Annotated in this window: 20 protein-coding genes and 1 tRNA gene; 15 read left to right on the forward strand and 6 right to left on the reverse strand. The window is 66.5% G+C overall.

What is annotated here, in order from left to right; all coding sequences use genetic code 11:
* The first annotated feature begins 87 nt into the window (after positions 1-87).
* The 10 genes from aceA to ACE3RQ_RS17240 all read left to right on the forward strand — a co-directional run bounded on the left by aceA (position 88) and on the right by ACE3RQ_RS17240 (position 9769).
* Entirely contained in the window at positions 88-1419 is a 1332-nt protein-coding gene (aceA, locus tag ACE3RQ_RS17195; protein ID WP_374523301.1) for an isocitrate lyase, read from the forward strand.
* A gap of 241 nt (positions 1420-1660) precedes the next feature.
* Positions 1661-3568, forward strand: a complete 1908-nt coding sequence (thrS, locus tag ACE3RQ_RS17200) for a threonine--tRNA ligase (protein WP_374523302.1) — start codon at positions 1661-1663, stop codon at positions 3566-3568.
* Between the two features lie 88 nt (positions 3569-3656).
* A complete protein-coding gene (infC, locus tag ACE3RQ_RS17205) occupies positions 3657-4262 on the forward strand; it encodes a translation initiation factor IF-3 (RefSeq protein WP_374523338.1) in 606 nt (201 codons plus the stop codon).
* A 174-nt stretch (positions 4263-4436) separates the two neighbouring features.
* Positions 4437-4640 carry a 50S ribosomal protein L35 gene (gene rpmI / locus ACE3RQ_RS17210; protein ID WP_009517525.1) on the forward strand — a complete coding sequence of 68 codons (204 nt, stop codon included), beginning with the start codon at positions 4437-4439 and terminating at the stop codon, positions 4638-4640.
* A 24-nt stretch (positions 4641-4664) separates the two neighbouring features.
* Positions 4665-5024 carry a 50S ribosomal protein L20 gene (rplT, locus tag ACE3RQ_RS17215; RefSeq protein ID WP_086120609.1) on the forward strand — a complete coding sequence of 120 codons (360 nt, stop codon included), beginning with the start codon at positions 4665-4667 and terminating at the stop codon, positions 5022-5024.
* Between the two features lie 110 nt (positions 5025-5134).
* Entirely contained in the window at positions 5135-6187 is a 1053-nt protein-coding gene (gene pheS, locus ACE3RQ_RS17220; RefSeq protein WP_374523303.1) for a phenylalanine--tRNA ligase subunit alpha, read from the forward strand.
* Positions 6188-6299: 112 nt separating this feature from the next.
* Positions 6300-8720: a phenylalanine--tRNA ligase subunit beta gene (gene pheT / locus ACE3RQ_RS17225; RefSeq protein ID WP_374523304.1), complete on the forward strand. Its 2421-nt coding sequence runs from the start codon at positions 6300-6302 to the stop codon at positions 8718-8720.
* A gap of 29 nt (positions 8721-8749) precedes the next feature.
* Entirely contained in the window at positions 8750-9076 is a 327-nt protein-coding gene (locus ACE3RQ_RS17230) for an integration host factor subunit alpha (protein WP_374523305.1), read from the forward strand.
* A gap of 141 nt (positions 9077-9217) precedes the next feature.
* Positions 9218-9658 (forward strand): MerR family transcriptional regulator, encoded by a 441-nt coding sequence (locus tag ACE3RQ_RS17235; protein ID WP_374523306.1) that lies wholly within the window; start codon positions 9218-9220, stop codon positions 9656-9658.
* A 34-nt stretch (positions 9659-9692) separates the two neighbouring features.
* Positions 9693-9769 (forward strand) — tRNA-Pro (locus tag ACE3RQ_RS17240).
* A 166-nt stretch (positions 9770-9935) separates the two neighbouring features.
* On the opposite strand, the gene ACE3RQ_RS17245 is transcribed toward ACE3RQ_RS17240, so the two are convergent.
* Positions 9936-10940 (reverse strand): porin, encoded by a 1005-nt coding sequence (locus ACE3RQ_RS17245; RefSeq protein WP_374523307.1) that lies wholly within the window; start codon positions 10938-10940, stop codon positions 9936-9938.
* 283 nt (positions 10941-11223) lie between these two features.
* Between ACE3RQ_RS17245 and imuA the strand changes: the two genes are divergently transcribed.
* From imuA to ACE3RQ_RS17270, 5 genes are all read left to right on the forward strand, one after another.
* On the forward strand, positions 11224-11982 hold the full coding sequence (gene imuA / locus ACE3RQ_RS17250) for a translesion DNA synthesis-associated protein ImuA (protein ID WP_374523308.1): 759 nt from the start codon (positions 11224-11226) through the stop codon (positions 11980-11982).
* Positions 11942-13255: a DNA polymerase Y family protein gene (locus tag ACE3RQ_RS17255; RefSeq protein ID WP_374523309.1), complete on the forward strand. Its 1314-nt coding sequence runs from the start codon at positions 11942-11944 to the stop codon at positions 13253-13255. The genes imuA and ACE3RQ_RS17255 overlap by 41 nt, the downstream gene beginning before the upstream one ends.
* Before the next feature lie 16 nt (positions 13256-13271).
* Positions 13272-16367, forward strand: a complete 3096-nt coding sequence (locus tag ACE3RQ_RS17260; RefSeq protein WP_374523339.1) for an error-prone DNA polymerase — start codon at positions 13272-13274, stop codon at positions 16365-16367.
* 112 nt (positions 16368-16479) lie between these two features.
* A complete protein-coding gene (locus ACE3RQ_RS17265) occupies positions 16480-18012 on the forward strand; it encodes a methyl-accepting chemotaxis protein (RefSeq protein ID WP_374523310.1) in 1533 nt (510 codons plus the stop codon).
* Positions 18013-18066: 54 nt separating this feature from the next.
* Positions 18067-18372: an ATPase with chaperone activity gene (locus ACE3RQ_RS17270; RefSeq protein WP_374523311.1), complete on the forward strand. Its 306-nt coding sequence runs from the start codon at positions 18067-18069 to the stop codon at positions 18370-18372.
* Here the strand turns inward: ACE3RQ_RS17270 and ACE3RQ_RS17275 are convergent.
* From ACE3RQ_RS17275 to ACE3RQ_RS17295, 5 genes are all read right to left on the reverse strand, one after another.
* The gene (locus ACE3RQ_RS17275) at positions 18358-19536 is read right to left on the reverse strand and encodes an MFS transporter (RefSeq protein WP_374523312.1); all 1179 of its coding nucleotides are present in this window, start codon (positions 19534-19536) and stop codon (positions 18358-18360) included. The two genes, ACE3RQ_RS17270 and ACE3RQ_RS17275, sit on opposite strands and share 15 nt — an antisense overlap.
* Positions 19537-19542: 6 nt before the next feature.
* The gene (locus ACE3RQ_RS17280; protein WP_374523313.1) at positions 19543-20097 is read right to left on the reverse strand and encodes an NUDIX hydrolase; all 555 of its coding nucleotides are present in this window, start codon (positions 20095-20097) and stop codon (positions 19543-19545) included.
* A 95-nt stretch (positions 20098-20192) separates the two neighbouring features.
* Positions 20193-21242 carry a TRAP transporter substrate-binding protein gene (locus ACE3RQ_RS17285; protein ID WP_374523314.1) on the reverse strand — a complete coding sequence of 350 codons (1050 nt, stop codon included), beginning with the start codon at positions 21240-21242 and terminating at the stop codon, positions 20193-20195.
* A 97-nt stretch (positions 21243-21339) separates the two neighbouring features.
* The gene (locus ACE3RQ_RS17290) at positions 21340-22041 is read right to left on the reverse strand and encodes a fumarylacetoacetate hydrolase family protein (protein ID WP_374523315.1); all 702 of its coding nucleotides are present in this window, start codon (positions 22039-22041) and stop codon (positions 21340-21342) included.
* A gap of 65 nt (positions 22042-22106) precedes the next feature.
* Entirely contained in the window at positions 22107-22430 is a 324-nt protein-coding gene (locus ACE3RQ_RS17295; protein WP_374523316.1) for a 2Fe-2S iron-sulfur cluster-binding protein, read from the reverse strand.
* Between the last annotated feature and the right edge of the window lie 12 nt (positions 22431-22442).

The following is a 22442-nucleotide window of genomic DNA, read 5'->3' on the forward strand; positions in this document are numbered from 1 at the left end:
AGACTTAGAGTAAAGGCCATGGACACCAGATTCGCAGTGGCAAACGAGGTGTCCTTCGAGCCCGTCCAAACCCACAGGAGTGAACCCATGTCGAACGCGCTGAATGGTCAACTGAGCCGCCAACAACAGATCGAAGCCCTTGAAAAAGACTGGGCGACCAACCCCCGCTGGAAGGGTGTGAAGCGCGGCTACACCGCCGCCGATGTCGTGCGCCTGCGCGGCAGCGTACAGCCCGAGTACACCCTGGCCCAGCGCGGCGCCAAGGTGCTCTGGGACAAGATCAATGGCGGTGCCAAGAAGGGCTACGTGAACGCTTTCGGCGCCATCACCGCCGGTCAAGCCATGCAACAGGCCAAGGCCGGTCTGGAAGCCGTGTACCTGTCGGGCTGGCAAGTCGCTGCCGACGGCAACACTTCCGAAACCATGTACCCCGACCAGTCGCTGTACGCCTACGACTCCGTCCCCACGATGGTTCGCCGTATCAACAACACGTTCAAGCGTGCTGACGAAATCCAATGGTCGCGTGGCATCAGCCCCGGCGACGAAGGCTTCATCGACTACTTCCTGCCGATCGTCGCTGACGCTGAAGCCGGCTTCGGCGGCGTGCTCAATGCCTTCGAGCTGATGAAGAACATGATCGCCGCTGGTGCCTCTGGCGTGCACTTCGAAGACCAGTTGGCCGCCGTGAAGAAGTGCGGCCACATGGGTGGCAAGGTGCTGGTGCCCACGCAAGAAGCCTGCGAGAAGCTCATCGCTGCGCGCTTCGCTGCCGACGTGATGGGCGTGCCCACCATCGTGCTGGCCCGCACCGACGCCGAAGCCGCCAACTTGATCACCAGCGACCACGACGCCAACGACAAGCCCTTCCTGACCGGTGAGCGCACGCAAGAAGGTTTCTTCCGCGTGAAGAACGGCCTGGAGCAGTCCATCAGCCGTGGCGTGGCCTACGCGCCCTATGCCGACCTGGTGTGGTGCGAGACCGGCGTGCCCGACATCGGCTTCGCCCGTGAATTCGCCCAAGCCGTGCACGCCGCCTGCCCGGGCAAGCTGCTGTCGTACAACTGCTCGCCTTCCTTCAACTGGAAGAAGAACCTGAACGAAAAGCAGATCGCCTCCTTCCAGGAAGACCTGTCCGCGCTGGGCTACAAGTTCCAGTTCATCACCCTGGCTGGTATCCACATCAACTGGTTCCAGACCTTCCAGTTTGCCCACGCCTACGCCCGCGGCGAAGGCATGAAGCACTACACCGAGATGGTGCAAGAGCCCGAGTTCGCCGCTCGCGAAAAGGGCTACACCTTCGTGTCGCACCAACAGGAAGTGGGCGCGGGTTACTTTGACGACGTGACCACCGTGATCCAGGGCGGTTCGTCCTCCGTGAAGGCCCTGACCGGCTCGACCGAAGAAGAGCAGTTCCACTGAAATCCCCCGAGTCCGCCACAGAGCGGCAGAGGAGACAGCGAGCCCGGGGCCTCCCCGGGCTTTTTTGTGGGAAAATCGCAGGCTTTCCACCGAAAAAGAACGAGAAAGGCACCCCGGTTATGACACCGCGAACTCAGGCGCATCCCGTCCTGGCCTGTTGAGGCCGGCAGATCGCGCCTGCTCGTTTTTCTCTTGGTTTTTCAGCGCGGCCCCGGCCGCGTTTTTCGTTTCTGGACCCCTCATGATCAACGTCACGCTTCCCGATGGTTCCCAGCGCAGCTTTCCCGGCCCGGTTTCAGTGGCTGACGTCGCCGCTTCGATCGGCACTGGCCTGGCCAAGGCTGCCCTGGGTGGCAAGGTCAATGGCAAGCTGGTGGACACCAGTTTCGTGATCGAGCAGGACGCGCCGCTGGCCATCGTCACGGCGAAAGACCCCGAGGGGCTGGAGCTCATTCGCCACTCCACTGCTCACTTGCTGGCCTACGCCGTGAAAGAGCTCTTCCCAGAGGCGCAAGTGACCATTGGGCCGGTGATCGAAAACGGCTTCTACTACGACTTTTCGTACAAGCGCCCGTTCACACCCGAAGACCTGGCCGCCATCGAGAAGCGCATGAGCGAACTTGCCAACAAGGACGAGAAGGTCGTGCGCCGCGTGCTGCCCCGCGACGAAGCGGTGACCTATTTCAAGGGCCTGGGCGAGCACTACAAGGCCGAGATCATCGCAAGTATTCCCAGCAACGAAGACGTCAGCCTCTACCGCGAGGGCAACTTCGAAGACCTTTGCCGCGGCCCCCACGTGCCGAGCACCGGCAAGCTCAAGCACTTCAAGCTGATGAAGGTGGCGGGCGCGTACTGGCGCGGCGACCACCGCAACGAAATGCTGCAGCGCATCTACGGCACGGCCTGGGCCAGCAAGGAAGAGTTGCAGCAGTACCTGACCCGGCTGGAAGAGGCCGAGAAGCGCGACCACCGCAAGCTCGGCCGCGAGCTGGACTTGTTCCATCTGGACGAGCATTCGCCTGGCACAGTGTTCTGGCACCCCAATGGCTGGACCATCTGGCAAGAGGTCGAACAGTACATGCGCCGCGTCTACCGTGAGAACGGCTACCGCGAGGTGAAGGGCCCGCAGATCCTGGACAAGTCGCTTTGGGAGAAGACCGGCCACTGGGACAAGTACCGCGAGAACATGTTCACCACCGAGTCGGAAAAGCGCGATTACGCGCTCAAGCCGATGAACTGCCCCGGCCACATCCTCATCTACAAGCAGGGCATCAAGAGCTATCGTGACCTGCCCCTGCGCTATGGCGAGTTCGGCGCCTGCCACCGCAATGAGCCCACGGGTGGTCTGCACGGCATCATGCGAGTGCGTGCCTTCACGCAAGACGATGGCCACATCTTCTGCACCGAGGATCAGATCCAGTCGGAAGTGACCGCCTTCACCGCACTGCTGCAGAAGGTCTACAAAGACTTCGGTTTCACCGAGATCATCTACAAGCTGTCCACCCGCCCCGAGAAGCGCATCGGCTCAGAAGAGAGCTGGGACAAGGCCGAGGCTGCTTTGGCCGAAGGCCTGCGCGCCTCGGGCTGTGAGTTCCAGTACCTGCCGGGTGAGGGGGCGTTCTACGGTCCGAAGATTGAGTACACGCTCAAGGACGCGTTGGGTCGTGAATGGCAGTGCGGCACCATTCAGGTGGACCCGAACCTGCCCGAGCGCCTGGACGCCGAGTTTGTGGGCGAAGACGGCAGCCGCCACCGCCCCATCATGCTGCACCGCGCCATTGTCGGCAGCCTGGAGCGCTTCATCGGTATCCTGATCGAGCAGCACGCTGGCGCTCTGCCGGTGTGGCTGGCCCCTGTGCAGGTGGCCGTGCTCAATATCACCGACAACCAGGCCGATTACTGTCGCGAAATCGCGAAATCGTTGGAGAATCAAGGGCTTAGGGTGGTGACGGACCTGCGCAACGAGAAAATCACGTATAAAATACGGGAGCACGCGTTGCAAAAGCTGCCTTTTATTGTGGTCGTGGGCGACAAAGAGAAGGAAGCTGGCGCAGTGGCTGTGCGGGCCCGAGGCAACAAAGACCTCGGTGTCATGCCGCTGGAAGCCTTTTCTCAATTGGTGGCGGCTGACATTTCATCCAAGGTTTGACGAATCCTTTGCCGGTGAATGTCCCGTCGGTCGCTTTGCCCATGGCGCTTGCGCTTCCAGACCTCATCTGCCCACCAAGGAACGAACCATCGCTACCAACTTTCGCGACCGCCGCCAGCGTGAAGAGCGTGCACACCGACTGAACCGGGAAATCATGGCGCCTGAAGTGCGCCTCAACGGACCCGAAAACGAGCCTTTGGGCATCGTCAGTCTGCAAGAAGCCTTGCGCATGGCTGGGGAACTGGACGTTGATCTTGTCGAAATCGCTGCCACGGCCAATCCGCCGGTGTGCCGCCTGATGGATTACGGCAAGTTCAAGTATCAGGAGCAGAAGAAGGCGGCCGAAGCCAAGGCCAAGCAGACCGTCATCGAGATCAAGGAGGTGAAATTCCGCCCGGGTACCGATGACGGTGACTACAACATCAAGTTGCGCAACATCCGGCGTTTTCTGGATGAAGGCGACAAGTGCAAGATCACCTTGCGGTTCCGTGGTCGCGAGATTACGCACCAGGAACTGGGCTTGGCCCTCCTGAACCGCATTCGTGACGATCTGGGTGACACGATCATGGTGGAGCAGTTCCCCAAGCTCGAAGGTCGCCAGATGATCATGATGATCGCTCCGGGCCGTAAGAAGCCAGGGGCCACCACCAGCAAGCCGGCGGATGCGCCGGCGGCTGGTCAGGCCGCCGCGTAAGACGGCCATTGAATTGGACTGGCAGGGTTGGTCCCCTGTCGGTTCGAGACGCTACCTGCAAAGGAAGACGTCGAACAGGTTTCCGCAAGGGGCCTGACAAAAGTGGCTCGGGGCCAGCAAGTCCGCGGAAGGTTCGCGGCGCCTCACGAGCACAAATGAAAAAGGAGCATGAAGATGCCCAAAATGAAGACCAAGAGCAGCGCGAAGAAGCGTTTTCGCGTTCGTCCGGGTGGAACCGTCAAGCGCGGTCAAGCCTTCAAGCGTCACATCCTGACCAAGAAGACCACCAAGAACAAGCGCCACCTGCGCGGTGCAGTGAACGTGCATGAGACCAATATGGGTCACATGGCACAGATGCTGCCCTTTGCTGGCCTGTAATCACGACGAACTAGGAGAACTCATATGCCTCGCGTCAAACGTGGTGTCACGGCTCGCGCCCGACACAAAAAGGTTCTGGCTCTGGCCAAAGGTTTCCGCGGCCGTCGCGGTAATGTCTTCCGCATCGCCAAGCAGGCGGTGATGAAGGCGGGTCAGTACGCCTACCGTGACCGCCGTACGAAGAAGCGTGTGTTCCGCCAGCTGTGGATCGCCCGTATCAACGCCGGTGCTCGCGCTTGCGGCCTGACCTACAGCCAGTTCGCCAACGGCCTGAAGAAGGCCCAGATCGAGATCGACCGCAAGGTCCTGGCCGATCTGGCGGTCAATGACCCGGCGGCTTTCGGCAGCATCGTGGAGCAAGTCAAAGCCAAGCTGGCCGCTTGATTCACGGCAGGGCGGTCTGTCCGCCCTTCGCCGCTCGAAGGGGTTGAGGCTTGAGGGGATCCCTCGCTGGCTTCAACCCCTTTTTTCTTTTGCATTGCACACCCACAGACATGAACGAGTTGGATGCCCTGGTCGACAGCGCCCGCGCCGCTTTTGCGCAGGCCGCCACGCCGGCCGATCTGGAGAACGCCAAGGCCCAGTTTTTGGGTAAGGCCGGTCGCATCACCGAGTTGATGAAGGGCATGGCCGCCCTGCCGGTAGAAGAGAAGAAGACCCGGGGTGCGGCGATCAACGTGGCCAAGCAGGCCATTGAAGCCGCCTTGACCGAACGTCGCCAGGCCCTGGCCGATGCCGAGTTGCAGGCGCAACTCAAGGCCGAAGCGCTGGACGTGACCTTGCCCGGCCGTCAGCGGGGGCAGGGCGGACTTCACCCGGTGAGCCTGACCATGGAGCGCATCGAGGCGATCTTCGGCTCCATGGGCTTCGAGGTGGCCGATGGCCCCGAGATCGAGTCCGACTGGTTCAACTTCACCGCGCTCAACACGCCCGAAGACCATCCGGCGCGCTCGATGCACGACACCTTCTATGTGGAAGGGGGCAGCGAGAAGGCGCCCAACCTGCTGCGCACGCACACCAGCCCGATGCAGATTCGCCACGCGGTGCAGCACGTCAAGCGCCACCGCGCCGCGCTGGACGCGGGGCAGGGCATGCCCGAGATTCGCGTGATCGCGCCCGGCCGCACCTACCGCGTGGACAGCGACGCCACGCACTCGCCGATGTTTCACCAGTGCGAAGGCCTGTGGATTGGCGAGAACGTGAGCTTCAAGGACTTGAAGTTCGTCTTCACGGATTTCTGCCGCACCTTCTTCGAGAGCGATGACCTGGTGCTGCGGTTCCGCCCCAGTTTTTTCCCGTTCACTGAGCCAAGCGCCGAGATCGACATTCAGTTCCAGAGCGGCCCGTTGGCGGGCCGCTGGCTGGAGGTGGCGGGGTCTGGCCAGGTGCACCCGAACGTGGTGCGCAACATGGGCCTGGACCCCGAGCGCTACATCGGCTTCGCCTTCGGCATGGGCCCTGACCGCCTGACCATGCTGCGCTACGGAGTGAACGACCTTCGCCTGTTCTTTGACGGCGACGTGCGTTTCATGTCGCAATTCCGATGATTCCCGCGCCGCTTCGCGTTGCCCCGTGGTGGGCGCTGCACCAGCAGATCGGTCAAGCCGATGCTGTGGGCTGTCGCGAAGCCATTGCCGTGTTCCCGAACTGAGCTGTTCCATGCAATTCCCCGAATCCTGGCTGCGTGCCTTCTGCAATCCTTCCCTGACCAGCCAGCAACTGGCCGACACCCTGACCATGGCGGGTCTGGAGGTCGAAGAGCTGCAACCGGTCGCGCCACCGTTTACCCAGATCGTGGTGGGTGAGATCAAGGAGGCGGTGCAGCACCCGAACGCCGATCGCCTGCGCGTGTGCCAGGTGGACGTGGGGCAGGGTGCGCTGCTCAACATCGTGTGCGGTGCGCCCAATGCCCGTGTTGGCATCAAGGTGCCGTGTGCCTTGGTGGGGGCCGAACTGCCGCCGGGCGACGACGGCAAGCCCTTCAAGATCAAGCTGGGCAAGCTGCGGGGGGTGGAAAGCCAGGGCATGCTTTGCTCGGCGCGTGAGCTCAAGCTCTCAGAAGACCACGGTGGTCTGCTGGAGTTGCCGGCCGATGCCCCCGTGGGCCGCGACATTCGCGAGCAACTGGCGCTGGACGACATGCTGTTCACCCTCAAGCTCACGCCCAATTTGGCGCACTGCCTGAGCGTGTACGGCATTGCGCGCGAGGTGTCGGCGCTGACCGGGGCACCATTGCTGGCGCCCGAATTTCCGGCCGCGCCGGTGGCCCTGCAAGACAAGCTGCCGGTGTCGGTGCAGGCGCCCGATCTTTGCGGCCGCTTCACCGGCCGTGTGGTGCGAGGCGTGAACACCCGAGTGCAGACGCCCACCTGGATGGTGGAGCGCCTGGCGCGCTGCGGACAGCGCAGTGTGTCGCCGCTGGTGGACATCTCCAACTACGTGATGTTCGAGCTGGGCCGCCCGTCGCACATCTTTGATCTGGACAAGATCCACGGCGGTCTGCAGGTGCGCTGGGGCCGCGCGGGTGAGGCCCTCAAGCTGCTCAATGGCAATACCATTACCGTGGACGAGGCCGTAGGCGTGATCGCCGACGACCAGGCGGTGGAATCGCTGGCCGGCATCATGGGTGGCGACGCCACGGCCGTGTCGGACGACACCGCCAATATCTACATCGAGGCCGCGTTCTGGTGGCCCAAGGCCATCGCCGGTCGCTCGCGCCGCTACAACTTCAGCACCGACGCTGGTCACCGCTTCGAGCGGGGCGTAGACCCGTCCACCACGGTGGAGCACATCGAGCGCATCACCCAGCTCGTGCTGGAGATTTGTGGCGGTCAGGCTGGCCCGATGGACGACCACGTGGTCAACCTGCCGCAGGCCAAGCCGGTGACGCTGCGCGTGGCGCGCGCGGCCAAGGTGGTGGGCATGCCGCTGACGCAGGTGCAATGCGCCGATGCGCTGCGCCGCCTGGGCTTGTCGGTGCAAGAGGGTGAGGGCACCGTCACCGTGACCCCGCCGGCCTTCCGCTTCGATCTGCAAATCGAAGAAGACCTGATCGAGGAAGTGGCACGCGTGATTGGCTACGAGCAGCTGCCGCACACACCGCCCTTGGCGCCGACCACGGCCAAGATCCGGCCCGAATCGCGGCGTGGCGTCTATGCCGTGAGCCGCCAGTTGGCCCAACTGGGCTACCAGGAAACCATCAACTTCAGCTTTGTGGAAGAGCGCTGGGAGCGTGAGTTGGCGGGCAACGCCGACCCGATCAAGCTGCTCAACCCGATTGCCAGCCAGATGAGCGTGATGCGCTCTTCGCTGCTGGGCAGCCTGGTGTCGGTGTTGAAGTTCAACCTGGACCGTCGCGCCGACCGCGTGCGCCTGTTCGAGGTGGGCCGCGTGTTTCGCAAGGACGCCTCGGTGGTGGACAGCGACACCACGGTGGCCGGGTTTGTGCAGCCGCGCCGCGTGGCCGGTCTGGCCTACGGTTCGGTGGACCGCCTGCAATGGGGCAGCGCCGAACGCGCGGTGGACTTCTTCGACGCCAAAGGCGACGTCGAGGCCTTGCTGGCCCCCCGCAAGCCCGAGTTCCGCGCGGCCGAGCACCCAGCCCTGCACCCGGGGCGTTGCGCCAGCGTCTGGCTGGATGGGCAATGCATTGGCCATGTGGGTGAGTTGCATCCCCGCTGGCGCCAGTCGTATGAGCTGCCGACTGCACCTGTGCTGTTTGAACTGGAACTGGACGCCGTGCTGGCCCGCCCCGTGCCGCAGTTCCAGGGCGTGAGCCGCCAGCAGCCGGTGGAGCGCGACCTGGCCATCGTGGTGAACGAGTCGGTGGCCCATGACGCGGTGATGGCCGCCATTCGCTCCGTGGGCAGCCCCTGGTTGCGCGACGCGGTGCTGTTTGACGTGTACCGCCCGAAGAAGGGCGCGCCGGCGGGCAGCCTCGCTTCGGATGAGAAGAGCCTGGCGGTGCGCCTGGTGCTCAACCGCGACGACGCTACACTGACCGAGGACGACATCGAGACCACCGTGAAGGCGGTGCTTGATGCCCTGCAACAGCGCGTGGCGGCCCGCCTGCGCGCCTGATGACCGAACCCCGAAGGATCTCCCCGCTCATGGAACTCGCTGTCGAAAGCCTGGAAACCCCAGCCCTGACCAAGGCCCAACTCGCTGAGTTGCTGTTTGACCAGATTGGCCTGAACAAGCGCGAATCCAAGGACATGATCGATGCCTTCTTCGATCTGATCACCGACAGCCTGGTTGATGGCACCGATGTGAAGATTTCGGGTTTCGGCAACTTCCAGATCCGCACCAAGGCGCCACGCCCGGGCCGCAACCCGCGCACCGGCGAGCCGGTTGCCATCGAGGCCCGCCGGGTGGTCACCTTCCATGCCAGCCCCAAACTCAAGGAGCAGGTGCAGGCGGCGGTGGGCAACGGCTGACGCCAAGGCCCGGTGCTGTCAAGGCTGGCAAACGCCCCTCGTGGGCGTTTGCCTTTTTTCACACAGTTTCTCGGGGCGGCCGTGTTGCCGGCTACCCCTTAGAGTAAATTTCAAGGTTTGGCTTCTACCGCCTTGATTTGCATGGAAAAAGCGCTTCCCCCCATTCCCGCCAAACGCTACTTCACCATTGGTGAAGTCGGGGAGTTGTGCGGTGTGAAGCCGCACGTGCTGCGTTACTGGGAGCAAGAGTTCACCCAGTTGCGCCCCATGAAGCGCCGTGGCAACCGCCGCTATTACCAGCACCACGAGGTGCTGATGATCCGTCGCATCCGCGAACTGCTGTACGAACAGGGCTTCACCATCAGTGGGGCACGCAACAAGCTGCAGGAAATTGCCCAGGCCGAGCGCGACAGGCGCCGGGTCGACGATGGCGAGGTCGTAGAAGAGGCGGTGATTGAGTCGGCCGAAGGTGTCGCTGCGTCTGCCGATTCGGCCGATTCGCCTGAGCCCACCCAGGAGACGCTTGAGGGCATTCGGCGCGAGCTGCTGGAAATTCGCGAACTTCTTCGCCTGCCTTTCTAAAAGCCCATTTTTGACGCTATAATTCAAGGCTTCACGGCGTGTAGCGCAGCCTGGTAGCGCACTTGCATGGGGTGCAAGGGGTCGCGAGTTCGAATCCCGCCACGCCGACCAGTGATACGAAAGCCCGGTACCGAAAGGTATCGGGCTTTTTCGTTTGTGCGCTGGGGTTGGCGCCCTTGTGTGCCAAGGTGACAGGCCTTGCGAACCAGGCCTGTCGGTGCTCAATGTCGCCTCGACAGGCACCCGAGAGGATCGGGCACCTGTCTTGTCCGGCTCGTCAGAAGCGGTGACGAATACCCAGCGAGTAGCCGCCGCCGCTGGACAGGCCATCCACCTTGTCGTGCATCAGCACGGCGTACAGCTCGGTGCGCTTGGACAGGTTGTGCAAGTAGCCCACCGACAGGGTGGTGCGATCGGCGCCCACCTTGGCGTCAAGCTCGCCCCACTGGGCAATGACGGCACCCGCGCCCACGGGCACGCGCACGCCCAGGCCGGTGATGTCGTACTTGGCGCCGGTGCTGTCGTTCTTCACCCGGCCGTACTGGGCAAAGGCCTTGGCCACGCCGAAGTCGTACGAGGCGCCCAGCTGCGAGGTGGTGGTGTTGGCCACGGCCACGGCGGTGTCTTTCTCCACGTCTTGCACCACCAGCGAAGCGGCCAGCGGGCCGTTGCTGTAGCCCACGCTCACGCTCAGGTTGCCGCTGTTGCCAGTGCCCAGCGCGCTTTCCTTGGTGGCTGAGGCCACGCCAAAGCGCAGGCCGGCGAAGGAGGGGCTGCTGTAGGCGATGGAGTCGTTCCAGCCGGTGTCGCCGGTGGTCACGCCCTGGCCGCCAGCGAAGTAGTGACGGATGCTGGGCGAATAGCCAAACGAGTCGCCAAAGGCGTTGAACATGAGGGTGGACACAAACAGCTGCGTGGTGTTGCGGCCCAGGGTCAGCGTGCCGTAGTCGCGGTGCGACAGGCCCACCGAGGCGGTGCGGGCGAACTGGGCATCGCCCGTGAAGCGGCCTTGGGCGCCAGTGTCGGCCAGGAAGAAGCCTTCGAGCTTGAACACGGCCGACAGCCCGCCGCCCAGGTCTTCGCTGGCGCTCATGCCGTAGTAGCTGGTGGTCATCTTGCCGCTGTCGATGCCGGTGACCGAGGTGCCACCGGGGGCCTTGGTGGCGCCGATGCTCATGTCCACCAGGCCATAGAGCGAGACATTGCTTTGGGCTTGTGCGCTGGCGGCGGCCAGGCTGAGCAGGGAGGCGACGAGGGCGATGCGCTGGTGCGATTTTTTCATTTGAGAGGGACTCCGGATGAGGGGGTAGGGAACTCGGTCTTTGCCCACCCCGCGCCAGGCGACGAGGTCGCTGGCATCGGGGCCCTGCCGTGGTGCCCATGCGGACGACACGGGCACCACGGTGGGGCGGCGCCCTGTCTCGGTAGAAGCCAGAACGCCATGGGTTTGGGGCCGCAGGGCAGTCCGCAAATGCCATGCCAGGGGCAGTCAATGGCCGAGTGCTGGCGCGTTCTGACGAACATCATGGATTTCATATACTGTACGGGTGTACAGTGCTTTTCCCATGTTTTCCCGTCCTGAAGCCCACCCCAACGCCGCCGTCGATGCCCTGCTCGGCGGGGCCGGGCAGTGGGCTGCCGTGTGGCGGGCCAGCCAACTGGGGCTGGTGCCGCAGCGGGTGTGGCCCAGCGGCTGGTCGGCGCTGGACGCCGTGCTGCCCGGTGGGGGCTGGCCGGGCCATGGGCTGACCGAGTGGCTGTGTTCCCCGCCCGGCGCTGCCGAGTGGCGCTTGCTGGCCCCCTTGCTGCCCACCCTGACGGCCCCGCTGGCGCTGGTGGCCCCGCCGCAGGTGCCCCACCCGCTGGGCTGGCGGGTGGCGGGCTGGAGCCCACGCCACTTGCTGTGGGTGCAGGCCAGCAGCCCGGCCGAGCGCCTGTGGGCCACTGAGCAACTGCTGCGCGCCAACGCCACCGGCGCGGTGGTGGCCTGGCTGCCCGAGGTGCGGGCCACGCAGTTGCGCCGCCTGCAGGTGCTGGCGGCAGCGCACGAGGGGCCGGTGCTGGTGTGCCGGCCGGCGGGGGCGGCGCAAGCCTCGTCGCCCGCGCCTTTGCGGCTGCGGCTCAGGCCCTTGCCCGACTGGGGCATTGAGGTGGACCTGGTCAAGCGCAAAGGCCCGCCGCTGACCCAGGCCCTGCGCCTGACCGCCTTGCCCGACGCCTTGGCCGCCGTGTTGCCCGCGCGCCTGCGCCCAGGGGCGCGGCCTTTGCCTTCTGGTGCCGACCATGTTGTGGTGCGCCCTGTTGTTTCCCTGGTCGCCCACTGAGGCCGATGCCCCCGGCGTGGCCGTGCTTGAGCACGCCACGCATTGGGCCCTGGCCATCACCCCACGCGTCACGCGGCAGGACGAGGCGGTGCTGATGGAGGTGCAGGCCTGTTTGCGCCTGTGGGGTGGCCAGCAGGCCTTGCAAGAGCGGGTGGCCCAGCAGGCGCCCTTGCTGGGGGCGCAGGCCCTGGCCTGGGCGCCCAATGCGCTGGCCGCGCTGGCGCTGGCGCGGGCGGGGCGAGGGGACGGCTTGTCGGCCCCTTTGGCGAGCCTGCTCGACGGCCTGCCCTTGCACACCTTGAGCGCCCTGCGGCCCCACGCCGACACCCTGGCCCAGATGGGTTGCCGCTGCCTGGGTGACGTGCGGGCTTTGCCGCGTGGCGGGCTGGGGCGGCGTTTTGAGGCGGGCTTGCTGCAGGCGCTCGATCAGGCCTACGGCCAGCGCCCGCAGGCCCACGCCTGGGCCAAACCGGCCGAGCGCTTCGAGGCCCGGCTGGAACTGCCCTGGCGGGTGGAGCACAGCACAGGCCTGATGGACGGCGCGCGGCACCTGCTGTGGCAGTTGTCTGCCTGGCTGGCGGCGCGGCAAGAGGGGGTGACCGCCATCACTCTGCACTGGGCCCACGACGCCATGCGCGGGCGCGAGGTGGGCGAGGGCGGCGAGTTGGGCATCCGCACCGCCGAGCCCACCCGCCAGACCGAGCACCTGGCGCGCTTGCTGGCCGAGCACCTGACCCACGTCACCCTGGACGCGCCGGTGGGCGAGTTGCGCCTGTGCGCCACCGACACCCGGCCCCTGAGCGGCGCCAGCGCCTCGCTGCTGCTGGACGAGCGCCAGCCCGCCGAGCCCTTGCCGCAGTTGCTCGAGCGCCTGAGCGCGCGCCTGGGGCCTGAGCGGGTGCTGCGCCCGCAGCCACGCGCCGACCACCGGCCCGAGGCCATGTGCGAGTGGCTGCCGGCCACCGGCCCGGCGCCCCGGGGCGACTGGCCCGACGCCGGGCCTCAGCCCGCGTTTTTGCTGCCGGCCCCGCTGAAGCTGGTGGTGCGTGAGCACCGGCCCCAGTACCTGGGCGAGCTGCAGTTGCTGCTGGGGCCGCAGCGGGTGGAGGGCGGCTGGTGGGACCGCGACGACGCCCAGGGCGCCCACCGCCACGTGGCGCGCGATTACTGGCTGGCCTGGTCGGCGCAGGCCGGGCTGCTGTGGGTGTTCCAGACCCGGCCGCAGGTCGGCGACGCCTCGCCCGCCTGGTTTCTGCACGGCCTGTTTGCGTGAAAGAGGCCCGCCCGTGTTGTCCGCCTTGCCCCATTACGCCGAGCTGCGCTGCTGCTCCAACTTCAGTTTTCTGCGCGGCGCCAGCCACCCCGAAGAGCTGGTGGCCCGTGCCCATGCCCTGGGCTACACCGCCCTGGCGCTGACCGATGAGTGCTCCATGGCCGGCGTGGTGCGCGCCCACGTGGCGGCCAAGTCGCATGGCCTGAAGCTGCTGGTGGGCAGCCAGTTCCGCGTGCAGGCCGAGGCCCCGTTCACCCTGGTGCTGCTGGCTTGCAACGCGCAGGGCTACGGCAACCTGTGCGAGTTCATCACGCGCTTGCGGCGCTCGGCGCCCAAGGGCAGCTACCGCCTGGACTGGGCGCGCATCGACAGCGCCGCCCTGGCCGACTGCCTGGCCATTGCCGTGCCCAGCCCGCAGGCCACGCAAGCGCAGACCGACGCGCTGGCGCGCTGGCTCTTGCGCCACTTCGTGGGCCGCTGCTGGCTGGGGGTGGAGCACCGCCGCGAGCTGGACGACGAGCTGCGCCTGCAGCAAGCCCGCCAGAGCAGCGAACTCACGGCGGTGCCCCTGGTGGCCGTGGGCGATGTGCAGATGCACCTGCGCTCGCGCCAGCCATTGCACGACGTGCTCACCGCCACGCGCCTGCGCCGCCCCCTGGCCGAGTGCGGGCGTGAGCTGCAGCCCAACGCCGAGCGCCACCTGCGCTCTCGCCTGGCGCTGGGCCAGCGCTTCGCGCCCGAGCTGCTGGCGCAGACCCTGCAGGTGGCGGCGCGCTGCACCTTCTCGCTGGACGAGCTGCGTTACCAATACCCCGACGAGGTGGTGCCCACCGGCCACACGCCCGCGAGCTGGCTGCGCCAGCTCACCTGGCAGGGGGCGGGCTGGCGCTGGCCGGCGGGCGTGCCGGCGGCGGTGCAGGCGCAGATCGAGCACGAGCTGACGCTCATCGGCGAGCTGAAGTACGAGCACTACTTCCTCACCGTGCACGACATCGTGGCCTTCGCGCGCTCGCAAGGCATCTTGTGCCAGGGGCGCGGCTCGGCGGCCAACAGCGTGGTGTGTTACTGCCTGGGCATCACCGAGGTGGACCCGCAGCGCATGTCGGTGCTGTTCGAGCGCTTCATCTCCAAAGAGCGCAACGAGCCGCCCGACATTGACGTGGACTTCGAGCACGAGCGCCGCGAAGAGGTGATCCAGTACCTCTACGCCAAGTACGGGCGCGAGCGCGCCGCGCTCACCGCCGCCGTCATCGCCTACCGCCCGCGCAGCGCCGTGCGCGACGTGGGCCGTGCCCTGGGCTTTGACGCCGCCACGCTCGACACCCTGGCCAAGGGCATGGTCTGGTGGGACGGGCAGGGCATCTCGCCCGAGCGGCTGCAAGAGGCCGGGCTCGATCCGCAGGCCCTGGCGGTGCGCCAGCTCAGCACGCTCACCGGCCAGCTCATGGGCTTTCCGCGCCACCTCTCGCAGCACACCGGGGGCTTCGTGCTCACGCGCGGGCCGCTGTCGCGCCTGGTGCCGATTGAAAACGCCGCCATGCCCGGGCGCACCGTGATCGAGTGGGACAAAGACGACCTCGACGCCATGGGCCTGCTCAAGGTGGACGTGCTGGCCCTGGGCATGCTCAGCGCGCTGCGCCGCTCGCTGGCCTTCATCGCCCGGCGGCGCGGCGAGCCCTTCGGCCTGCACGACATTCCGCCCGAAGACCCGGCCACCTACGACATGCTCTGCGCCGCCGACACCGTGGGCGTGTTCCAGGTGGAAAGCCGCGCGCAGATGGCCATGCTGCCGCGCCTGCGCCCGCGAAAGTTCTACGACCTGGTGATTGAGGTGGCCCTGGTGCGCCCGGGGCCCATTCAGGGCGGGGCGGTGCACCCCTACCTGAACCGCCGCCAGGGCAAAGAGCCCATCACCTTCCCCCCCGCGCTGGACGCCGCGCTGGAGCGCACCCTGGGCGTGCCCGTGTTCCAGGAGCAGTGCATGCAGATCGCCATCCTCGCGGCCGGCTTCTCGCCCGGCGAGGCCGACGGCCTGCGCCGCGCCATGGCGGCCTGGAAGCGAAAGGGCGGGCTGGAGAAATACGAACGCCGCCTGATCGACGGCATGACCGAGCGCGGCTACCCGTTGGACTTCGCCCAGGGCGTGTTCGAGCAGATCAAGGGCTTCTCCAGCTACGGCTTCCCCGAGAGCCACGCGGCCAGCTTTGCCTTGCTGGTCTATGCCAGCGCCTGGGTCAAGCGGCACCACCCGGCCGAGTTCCTGGCCGCGCTCATCAACAGCCAGCCCCTGGGCTTCTACACGCCGCGCCAGCTCGTGGCCGACGCGCAGCGCCACGGCGTGCAGGTGCGCCCGGTGGACGTGCTGCACAGCGACTGGGACTGCACCCTGGAAGACCTGCCGCACCCGCCCGCCGTGCGCCTGGGCCTGCGCCTGGTGAGCGGGCTGGGGCAGGCGGTGGCGCAGCGCATCGTGGCCGCGCGCCGGCGCGCGCCCTTCGAGAGCACCGACGACCTGGCCCGCCGTGCCGCCTTGGCGCAGGCCGACCTCACGCGCCTGGCCGCGGCCGATGCCCTGCACAGCCTCAGCGGCCACCGCCGCCAGCAGGTGTGGGACGCCGCCGCCCTGGCCACGCCGCCCGCGCTGCTGCGCCAGGCCCCGGTGGACGAAGACCCGCTGAGCCTGCCCGAGGCCCCAGAGGGCGAGGCCATCGTCTGGGACCACGCCAGCCTGGGCCTGAGCCTGCGCCGCCACCCGCTGGCCCTGCTGCGCCCCCTGCTGACCGAGCGCCGCCTGGCCACCGCGGCCGAGTTGCACCGCGCACCCCACGGCCGGCTGGTGCGCTTTGCCGGGCTGGTGACGCTGCGGCAACAGCCCGAGACCGCCAGCGGCGTGGTGTTCGTGAGCCTGGAAGACGAAACCGGCGTGGTGCAGGTCATCGTGTGGCGCCGCCTGCGCGAGCGCTTTCGCCAGGCCTTGCTGCGCTCGCGCCTGCTGGCCGTGCGCGGCACCTGGCAGCGCGAAGGCGCGGTGGCCAACCTCATCGCCGGGCACCTGGAAGACCTCACCCCGTTGCTCGGTCGCCTGGCCACCAGCAGCCGGGACTTTCATTGAGGACATGGCACCCTGGCCTGTTGAGTTCAAAGGAATTGGTTTTTCTCAAGAAAAAATGGTGCATGACGAAGTTGGTTACACCGAAAGAACCAACCGTAACCCGGAGACAGTTATGCGCCAGAACCTGCCCGTCACCCAGCGTGAATACGAGTTGCCCGACCAGACCACGCTGATGTCCACCACCGATGTGCACAGCCACATCCAATACGCCAATGCGGCCTTCGTCGAGGCCAGCGGATTCGAGCGCGAAGAACTGATCGGGCAGGCGCACCACCTGGTTCGTCACCCCGACATGCCTGTTGAGGCCTTTGCCGACATGTGGGCCACCTTGAAGGCGGGTGTCTCTTGGAGTGCGTTGGTGAAAAACCGCCGCAAGGACGGAGACCATTACTGGGTTCGAGCCAACGCCACGCCAGTGATGCGTCAGGGACGCCTGGTGGGCTATATGTCGGTGCGCACCAAACCCTCTCGCGAAGAGGTGCAGCAAGCCGAGGCCCTGTACGCCCGGTTTCGCGAAGGCCGTCAAGGCAGCCTGACATTCCGCCGCGGTTGGGTGGTGCATGGCGGCTGGATGTGTTGGCGCTCCATTGGCGTCACGGCCAGCTTACGGCTGCGCTTGCACGGCATCGCGGCGTTGATGGCGTTTCTGTTGTGCGTCGGTTTGGCGCTGACCGGTGCGCCAGTAGGGGCTTGGGGGGCAACGGCTTTGATATGGGGTCTCATGGGCGCTTGGCTGGAGGCTCAGATCGTCAAACCCTTGCGGGCAGTTCTGCACCAAGCCCAGCTGGTGGCAGCAGGTCAGCCCGATGCCATGCCGGCCATGAACCGCATGGACGAGGTCGGCATGCTTTCGCGCACCTTGAACCAGGCTGGGTTGAACCTGCGTGCCTTGCTAGACGACGTCGCCGCTCAAGTGGACGGCATCGGCGACGTGGGGCAAGACATTGCCCAGGGCAACCAGAACCTGAGCTCGCGAACCTTGCAGGCGGTGGCCAATCTGGAGCAGACAGCGGCGGCCATGGCGGCCATGAACGCCAGCGTCACCAACACCAGTCAGACCGCCGGGCAGGCTTGCCAGATGGCCGAGAAGGCCAGTCAGACGGCCGATGGTGGGGGGCAGGTGGTGCGAGACGTGGTGAACACCATGGACGAGATCAGCACCAGCTCACGCCGCATTGCCGACATCATTGGTGTGATCGACGGCATCGCGTTTCAGACCAACATCCTCGCCTTGAACGCGGCGGTGGAGGCTGCCCGTGCAGGCGAACATGGCCGAGGTTTCGCGGTCGTGGCAGGCGAGGTGCGAGGACTGGCCCAGCGCTGCGCCGCAGCGGCCAAAGAAATCAAGACGCTGATCGGCAGCAGCGCTGAGCGCGTGGATCGGGGGGCCGAGCTGGTGCAGCGCGCCGGCCAAGCCATGGAGTCCATCGTGCACGAAGCCACTTCAGTGGCGAAGATGATTCGCGACATCAGTCAGTCCACTGCGCACCAGAGCGCGGGCATTGGTGAGATGACGTCCGCTGTGGGTGAGCTCGACCGCATGACGCAGCAGAACGCCGCCCTGGTGGAGCAATCGCGCAGTGCGGTCGATGCCTTGCGCGCCCGTGCCGTGTCGCTGCGTGAGGCGGTGAGCGCTTTTCATTGACGGGGCCATCGGCTTCTGTCGCATGATCGGCGTTTTGTTTGCCCGCGCCGCTTCATGTCAGACGATTACCAGATTGAGATTCCCGCCAGCTTCATCGCCCTCTACCTGCCGCCCGGGCGCCTGAAGCCCACGCTGCCCCGCGCCGAACTGACCGCTCGCTACGAGTTGTGCGAAGACATGGCGCAGATGCTCACCGACACGGCCCGCACCATGGAGTTCAGCCTGGGCATCACCGAGGCCGATGTGCTGCAGCGGGTCGGCCAGGGCCTGCGGGGTGAGGGCGCGGTGGTCAGCCCCGACGAGGCCACCTGGGTGGTCACCCGCCTGGCCGAGTTGTTGGACTGGTCAGCCCCGCGCTGAACCGGTGCGCAACCACAGCAGGGCGGCCAGCGCGCTGGCGCTGAGCGCCGCCGAAAAGCCCAGGGCGCCGGCGCCAAAGTGCTCAATCAGCGCACCGAACACCAAGGGGGCAAAGGCCTGCGCCACCCGCGAGGGCGCCATGATCCAGCCCTGGCGTTGCCCATAGCCCTGCGGGCCGAAGAAGACCAGGGGCAGCGTGCCCTTGGCGATGGTGAGGATGCCGTTGCCCGCGCCGTGCAGCACGGCGAACACCGGCGCGGCGATGGGCCCAAGCACCAGCCAGGCCACCGCGCCCATCGGGTGCGCGGCCGCCGCGCAGCGCGCCGACAGCAAGGGGTGCAGCCGGCGCAGCCAGCCAAATTCCAGCAGGCGGCCGGCCACCTGAGCGGGGCCCACCAGCGCGCCAATCGCCACCGCGCCGGCCAGCGTCAGGCCGCTGGCCACCAGCAGTTGCGGCAGGTGCGCCGCCATGCCGGTGCTCACGAACCAGGTGGCGGCAAACACATAGGCCAGCACCCAGGCGGCGTGGCGCGGAGCCGGGGGCTCATCTGCCACTGCTGCGGGCGACGGCGCACCGGCCGGCAGTGGCTCGGGTGCCGGGTGGGGCGGGGCGCTGGGCACGCTGGCGTTCAGCGGCAGGCCCAGCAGCAGGTGCAACGCCGCCCAGCCCAGGCAGGCCCAGCGCCAGCCGAACTCGGCGTCCATCCAGCCAGTGAGTGGCCAGCCCACGGTGCTGGCGAAGCCCGCCAGCAAGGTGATGCCGGTGATGGCGTTGCGCGCGGCATGCCCGTGCAGGCGCACCAGGGCCGCGAACGCCGCCTCGTACAAGCCGCAGCCCATGGCCACGCCGATCAGGCCCCAGGCCAGCGCCAGCGACACCGGCCCCTGCGTTTGAGACAAGGCGGCCAAGCCCAGGGCGAAGAGCACGCTGGTCAGGCTCAGCACCGGTCGCCCGCCGAAGCGGTCAATGGCGCGGCCGGCGATGGGGCCCAGCCCGGCCGAGACCAGCAGCGCGGCGCTGAAGGCCAGCCACACCTGGGTGACGGGCAGGCCCAACTCGGCGGCCATGGGCTTGGCCAGCAGGGCGGGCAGGTAATAGGTGGAGGCCCAGGCCAGGGTCTGGGCCGTGCCCAGGCGCAGCACGAGCGAAGTGCTGGCGGCCATGCGGGCTCAGGTGATGTCGAAGGCGTGAAAGCCGAAGTGCCCGGTGCGGCGGTCAGCGAAGTAGCGCTCCAGCGTTTCCTTCACCGTGCGGAAGGAGATCTCGTCCCAGGGAATCTCGTCTTCGGTGAACAAGCGGGCCTCCAGCGTTTCGTGACCCGGGTTGAAGTGGGTGTCGAGCAGACGGGCGCGGTAGTACAGGTGCACCTGGCCCACGCGGGCCACGTTCATCAGGGTGAACAGCTCGCCCAGTTCGATGTTCGCGCCGGCCTCTTCGTCGGTCTCGCGCCGCGCGCCTTCGGCGGTGGTTTCGCCCAGTTCCATGAAGCCGGCGGGCAGGGTCCACTTGCCCCAGCGGGGTTCGATGTTGCGCTTGCACAGCAGCACGTACTCGCCGTGTTCTCCCCAGACGGGCACGGTGCCCACCACGTTCAGGGGGTTGTCGTAGTGCACGTGGCCGCAGGCGGGGCAGACGGCTCGCAGGCGGGTGTCGCCGTCGTCGGGCAGGCGCATCACCACGGCGGTGCCGCACTCGCGGCAGTGTTTGGCAGGCGGTCGGAGCATCGGACGAGTGTAGCGGGCGAGCAAGACAGGCCTGTCACAAAAAACCGGGCCTCAGCCCGGTCTTTCGTGTGGCAAGAAAAGCCTCGGCCGAAGGTTCAGGCCTTCTTGGCGCCGTACTTGGCGATGAGCGAGCGGGCCGAATCCAGGAGTTGCTGGCCCTTGAAGCCACGCTTGTCCATGTCCTGCATCCACTCCACTTCCACCAGGCGCGACTTGCGCTTGAATTCCTGGGCGTCGGCCAGGGGAATGGTGTAGATGGTGTTGCCCCGCTTGACGGCGGCCTCACGGCCGGGAATGTCGCCTTCCTGCTGAATCTTGCCCAGCCAGGCCGAGGTCTCCATGCCCGAGTTCTTGTCGATCACGGCCTTCAGGTCGGGCGGCAGGCTGGCGTACTTGGCCTTGTTCATCACCATCATGAAGGTGGCGGTGTAGAGCGCGCCACCGGCCGGATCAAACTGGCTGTGGTACTTCGTGAGTTCGTGCACTTTCACCGAGGGCACCACTTCCCAGGGAATGGCACAGCCGTCGATCACGCCTTTGGACAGCGCATCGGGAATCTGCGGCAGCGGCATGCCCACGGGAATGGCTTCCATGTAGCTCAGCATCTTGGTGACCTGGCGGCTGGGGCCGCGCATCTTCAAGCCCTTGAGGTCTGCGGCAGTTTTGATCTGCTTGTCGCGGGTGTGGAACATGCCCGGGCCATGCACCTGGAAGGCCAGGGGGTGCACGTCGCGGTACTCGTCGGCCGCGTGGGTCTGGATGTATTCCCACAGCGCACGCGACGTGGCTTCGGCGTTATTGAGCATGAATGGCAGCTCAAACACCTCGGTGCGCGGGAAGCGGCCAGCGGTGTAGCCCTGCAGCGACCAGATGATGTCCACCACGCCGTCGCGGGCCTGGTCGTAGAGCTGCACCGGGGTGCCGCCGAGTTGCATGGCTGGGTAGCCTTGGAACTGAATGCGGCCGCCCGATTCCTTGGTGACCTTGTCCATCCAGGCCTTGTGCATGTTCAGGTACACGTGCGACTGGGGCGCCATGAAGGTGTGGAACTTCAGGGTCACGGTGGACTGGGCGAAGCCCGTGAGCGCCGGGGCGCCCAGGGTGGCCGCAGCGCCGGCCTGAAGAAGGGTTCTGCGTTGGATCATGGTCATGGCTCCTGGGGAGGGTGGAAACGGAGGGGAGGATAGGGGTCGCGGGCGATGGCTGTTGACAGGTCTAACCCTTGGTGTGGTGCGGGTGGTTTCAGTTCACCAGCAGGCGAATGTCGGTCAGGCCGTCCACGTGGCCGTGCAGCAGGTCGCCCCGCAGCACGGCGCCCACGCCTTCGGGCGTACCGGTGTAGATGAGATCGCCGGGTTGGAGTGCCCAGCCCTTGGAGAGTTGCTCGATGGTTTCGGCGATGTTCCAGATCAGCTTGTTCACGTGGCTGCGCTGGCGGTCGGCGCCGTTGACCTGCAGCCAGATGGCGGCGTTGGCGATGTCGCCGGCCTGCGCCGCCGGGGTGATGGGGCCGATGGGGCTGGCGTGCTCAAAGGCCTTGCCGATGCACCAGGGTTTGCCTTGCTTCTTCATCTCGTTTTGCAGGTCGCGGCGGGTCATGTCCAGGCCAACGGCGTAGCCAAAAATGTGCCAGGGTGCCTGCTCGGCCGAAATGTTCTGCCCGCCCTTGCCGATGGCCACCACCAGTTCCACTTCGTGGTGGAGGTTCTGGGTGAGGTCAGGGTAGGGGAGGCAGGCCGTCTGCCCGGCCTCGGCCACCACCACGGCGTCGGCCGGTTTGAGGAAGAAGAAGGGGGGCTCGCGCCCGCTGTGGCCCATTTCCTTGGCGTGGTCTTCGTAGTTGCGGCCCACGCAGTACACGCGGTGCACGGGAAAGCGCGATTCGGTGCCCACCACGGGCACGCTCACCACGGGGGGCGGGGCAAAGACAAAAGGCTCAGGCATGCGATGGCGCTCCAGGGCTGAAAAGAGGGGTGGGCCAGTGTGCCACCGATACTCCCCCTGGCGCCTCAGTGTTGACTCGCAGGCAGGCGCACCTGCAAGCCGTCAAGTTGTGGCGTGAGTTGCAGCTGGCAGCTCAGGCGGCTGCCGGGCTGGGGCGGCGTGGCCGCGAAGTCGAGCATGTCGATTTCGTCGGGCGCGGGCGGCGGCACCTGGGCCGACCAGTAGCCATCCAGGATGACGTGGCAGGTGGCGCAGGTGAGGGTGCCACCGCAGTCGGCCTCGATGCCGCGCACGTTGGCGTCCACGGCGGCTTTCATCAGGCTTTGGCCGGGCGCGGCCTCGATGTCTTGCACCGACTCGTCGGCGGCGATGAAGCGGATCTTGATCATGGGCTGGGTGTG

Source organism: Hydrogenophaga sp., from assembly GCF_041913525.1.
GTDB lineage: Bacteria > Pseudomonadota > Gammaproteobacteria > Burkholderiales > Burkholderiaceae_C > Hydrogenophaga.

Coding starts and splice junctions, on each gene's coding strand:
- aceA (WP_374523301.1), top strand. CDS start 88: ATGTCGAACGCGCTGAATGGTCAACTGAGCCGCCAACAACAGATCGAA.
- thrS (WP_374523302.1), top strand. CDS start 1,661: ATGATCAACGTCACGCTTCCCGATGGTTCCCAGCGCAGCTTTCCCGGC.
- rpmI (WP_009517525.1), top strand. CDS start 4,437: ATGCCCAAAATGAAGACCAAGAGCAGCGCGAAGAAGCGTTTTCGCGTT.
- rplT (WP_086120609.1), top strand. CDS start 4,665: ATGCCTCGCGTCAAACGTGGTGTCACGGCTCGCGCCCGACACAAAAAG.
- pheS (WP_374523303.1), top strand. CDS start 5,135: ATGAACGAGTTGGATGCCCTGGTCGACAGCGCCCGCGCCGCTTTTGCG.
- pheT (WP_374523304.1), top strand. CDS start 6,300: ATGCAATTCCCCGAATCCTGGCTGCGTGCCTTCTGCAATCCTTCCCTG.
- ACE3RQ_RS17230 (WP_374523305.1), top strand. CDS start 8,750: ATGGAACTCGCTGTCGAAAGCCTGGAAACCCCAGCCCTGACCAAGGCC.
- ACE3RQ_RS17235 (WP_374523306.1), top strand. CDS start 9,218: ATGGAAAAAGCGCTTCCCCCCATTCCCGCCAAACGCTACTTCACCATT.
- ACE3RQ_RS17245 (WP_374523307.1), bottom strand. CDS start 10,940: ATGAAAAAATCGCACCAGCGCATCGCCCTCGTCGCCTCCCTGCTCAGC.
- imuA (WP_374523308.1), top strand. CDS start 11,224: ATGTTTTCCCGTCCTGAAGCCCACCCCAACGCCGCCGTCGATGCCCTG.
- ACE3RQ_RS17255 (WP_374523309.1), top strand. CDS start 11,942: ATGTTGTGGTGCGCCCTGTTGTTTCCCTGGTCGCCCACTGAGGCCGAT.
- ACE3RQ_RS17265 (WP_374523310.1), top strand. CDS start 16,480: ATGCGCCAGAACCTGCCCGTCACCCAGCGTGAATACGAGTTGCCCGAC.
- ACE3RQ_RS17270 (WP_374523311.1), top strand. CDS start 18,067: ATGTCAGACGATTACCAGATTGAGATTCCCGCCAGCTTCATCGCCCTC.
- ACE3RQ_RS17275 (WP_374523312.1), bottom strand. CDS start 19,536: ATGGCCGCCAGCACTTCGCTCGTGCTGCGCCTGGGCACGGCCCAGACC.
- ACE3RQ_RS17280 (WP_374523313.1), bottom strand. CDS start 20,097: ATGCTCCGACCGCCTGCCAAACACTGCCGCGAGTGCGGCACCGCCGTG.
- ACE3RQ_RS17285 (WP_374523314.1), bottom strand. CDS start 21,242: ATGATCCAACGCAGAACCCTTCTTCAGGCCGGCGCTGCGGCCACCCTG.
- ACE3RQ_RS17290 (WP_374523315.1), bottom strand. CDS start 22,041: ATGCCTGAGCCTTTTGTCTTTGCCCCGCCCCCCGTGGTGAGCGTGCCC.
- ACE3RQ_RS17295 (WP_374523316.1), bottom strand. CDS start 22,430: ATGATCAAGATCCGCTTCATCGCCGCCGACGAGTCGGTGCAAGACATC.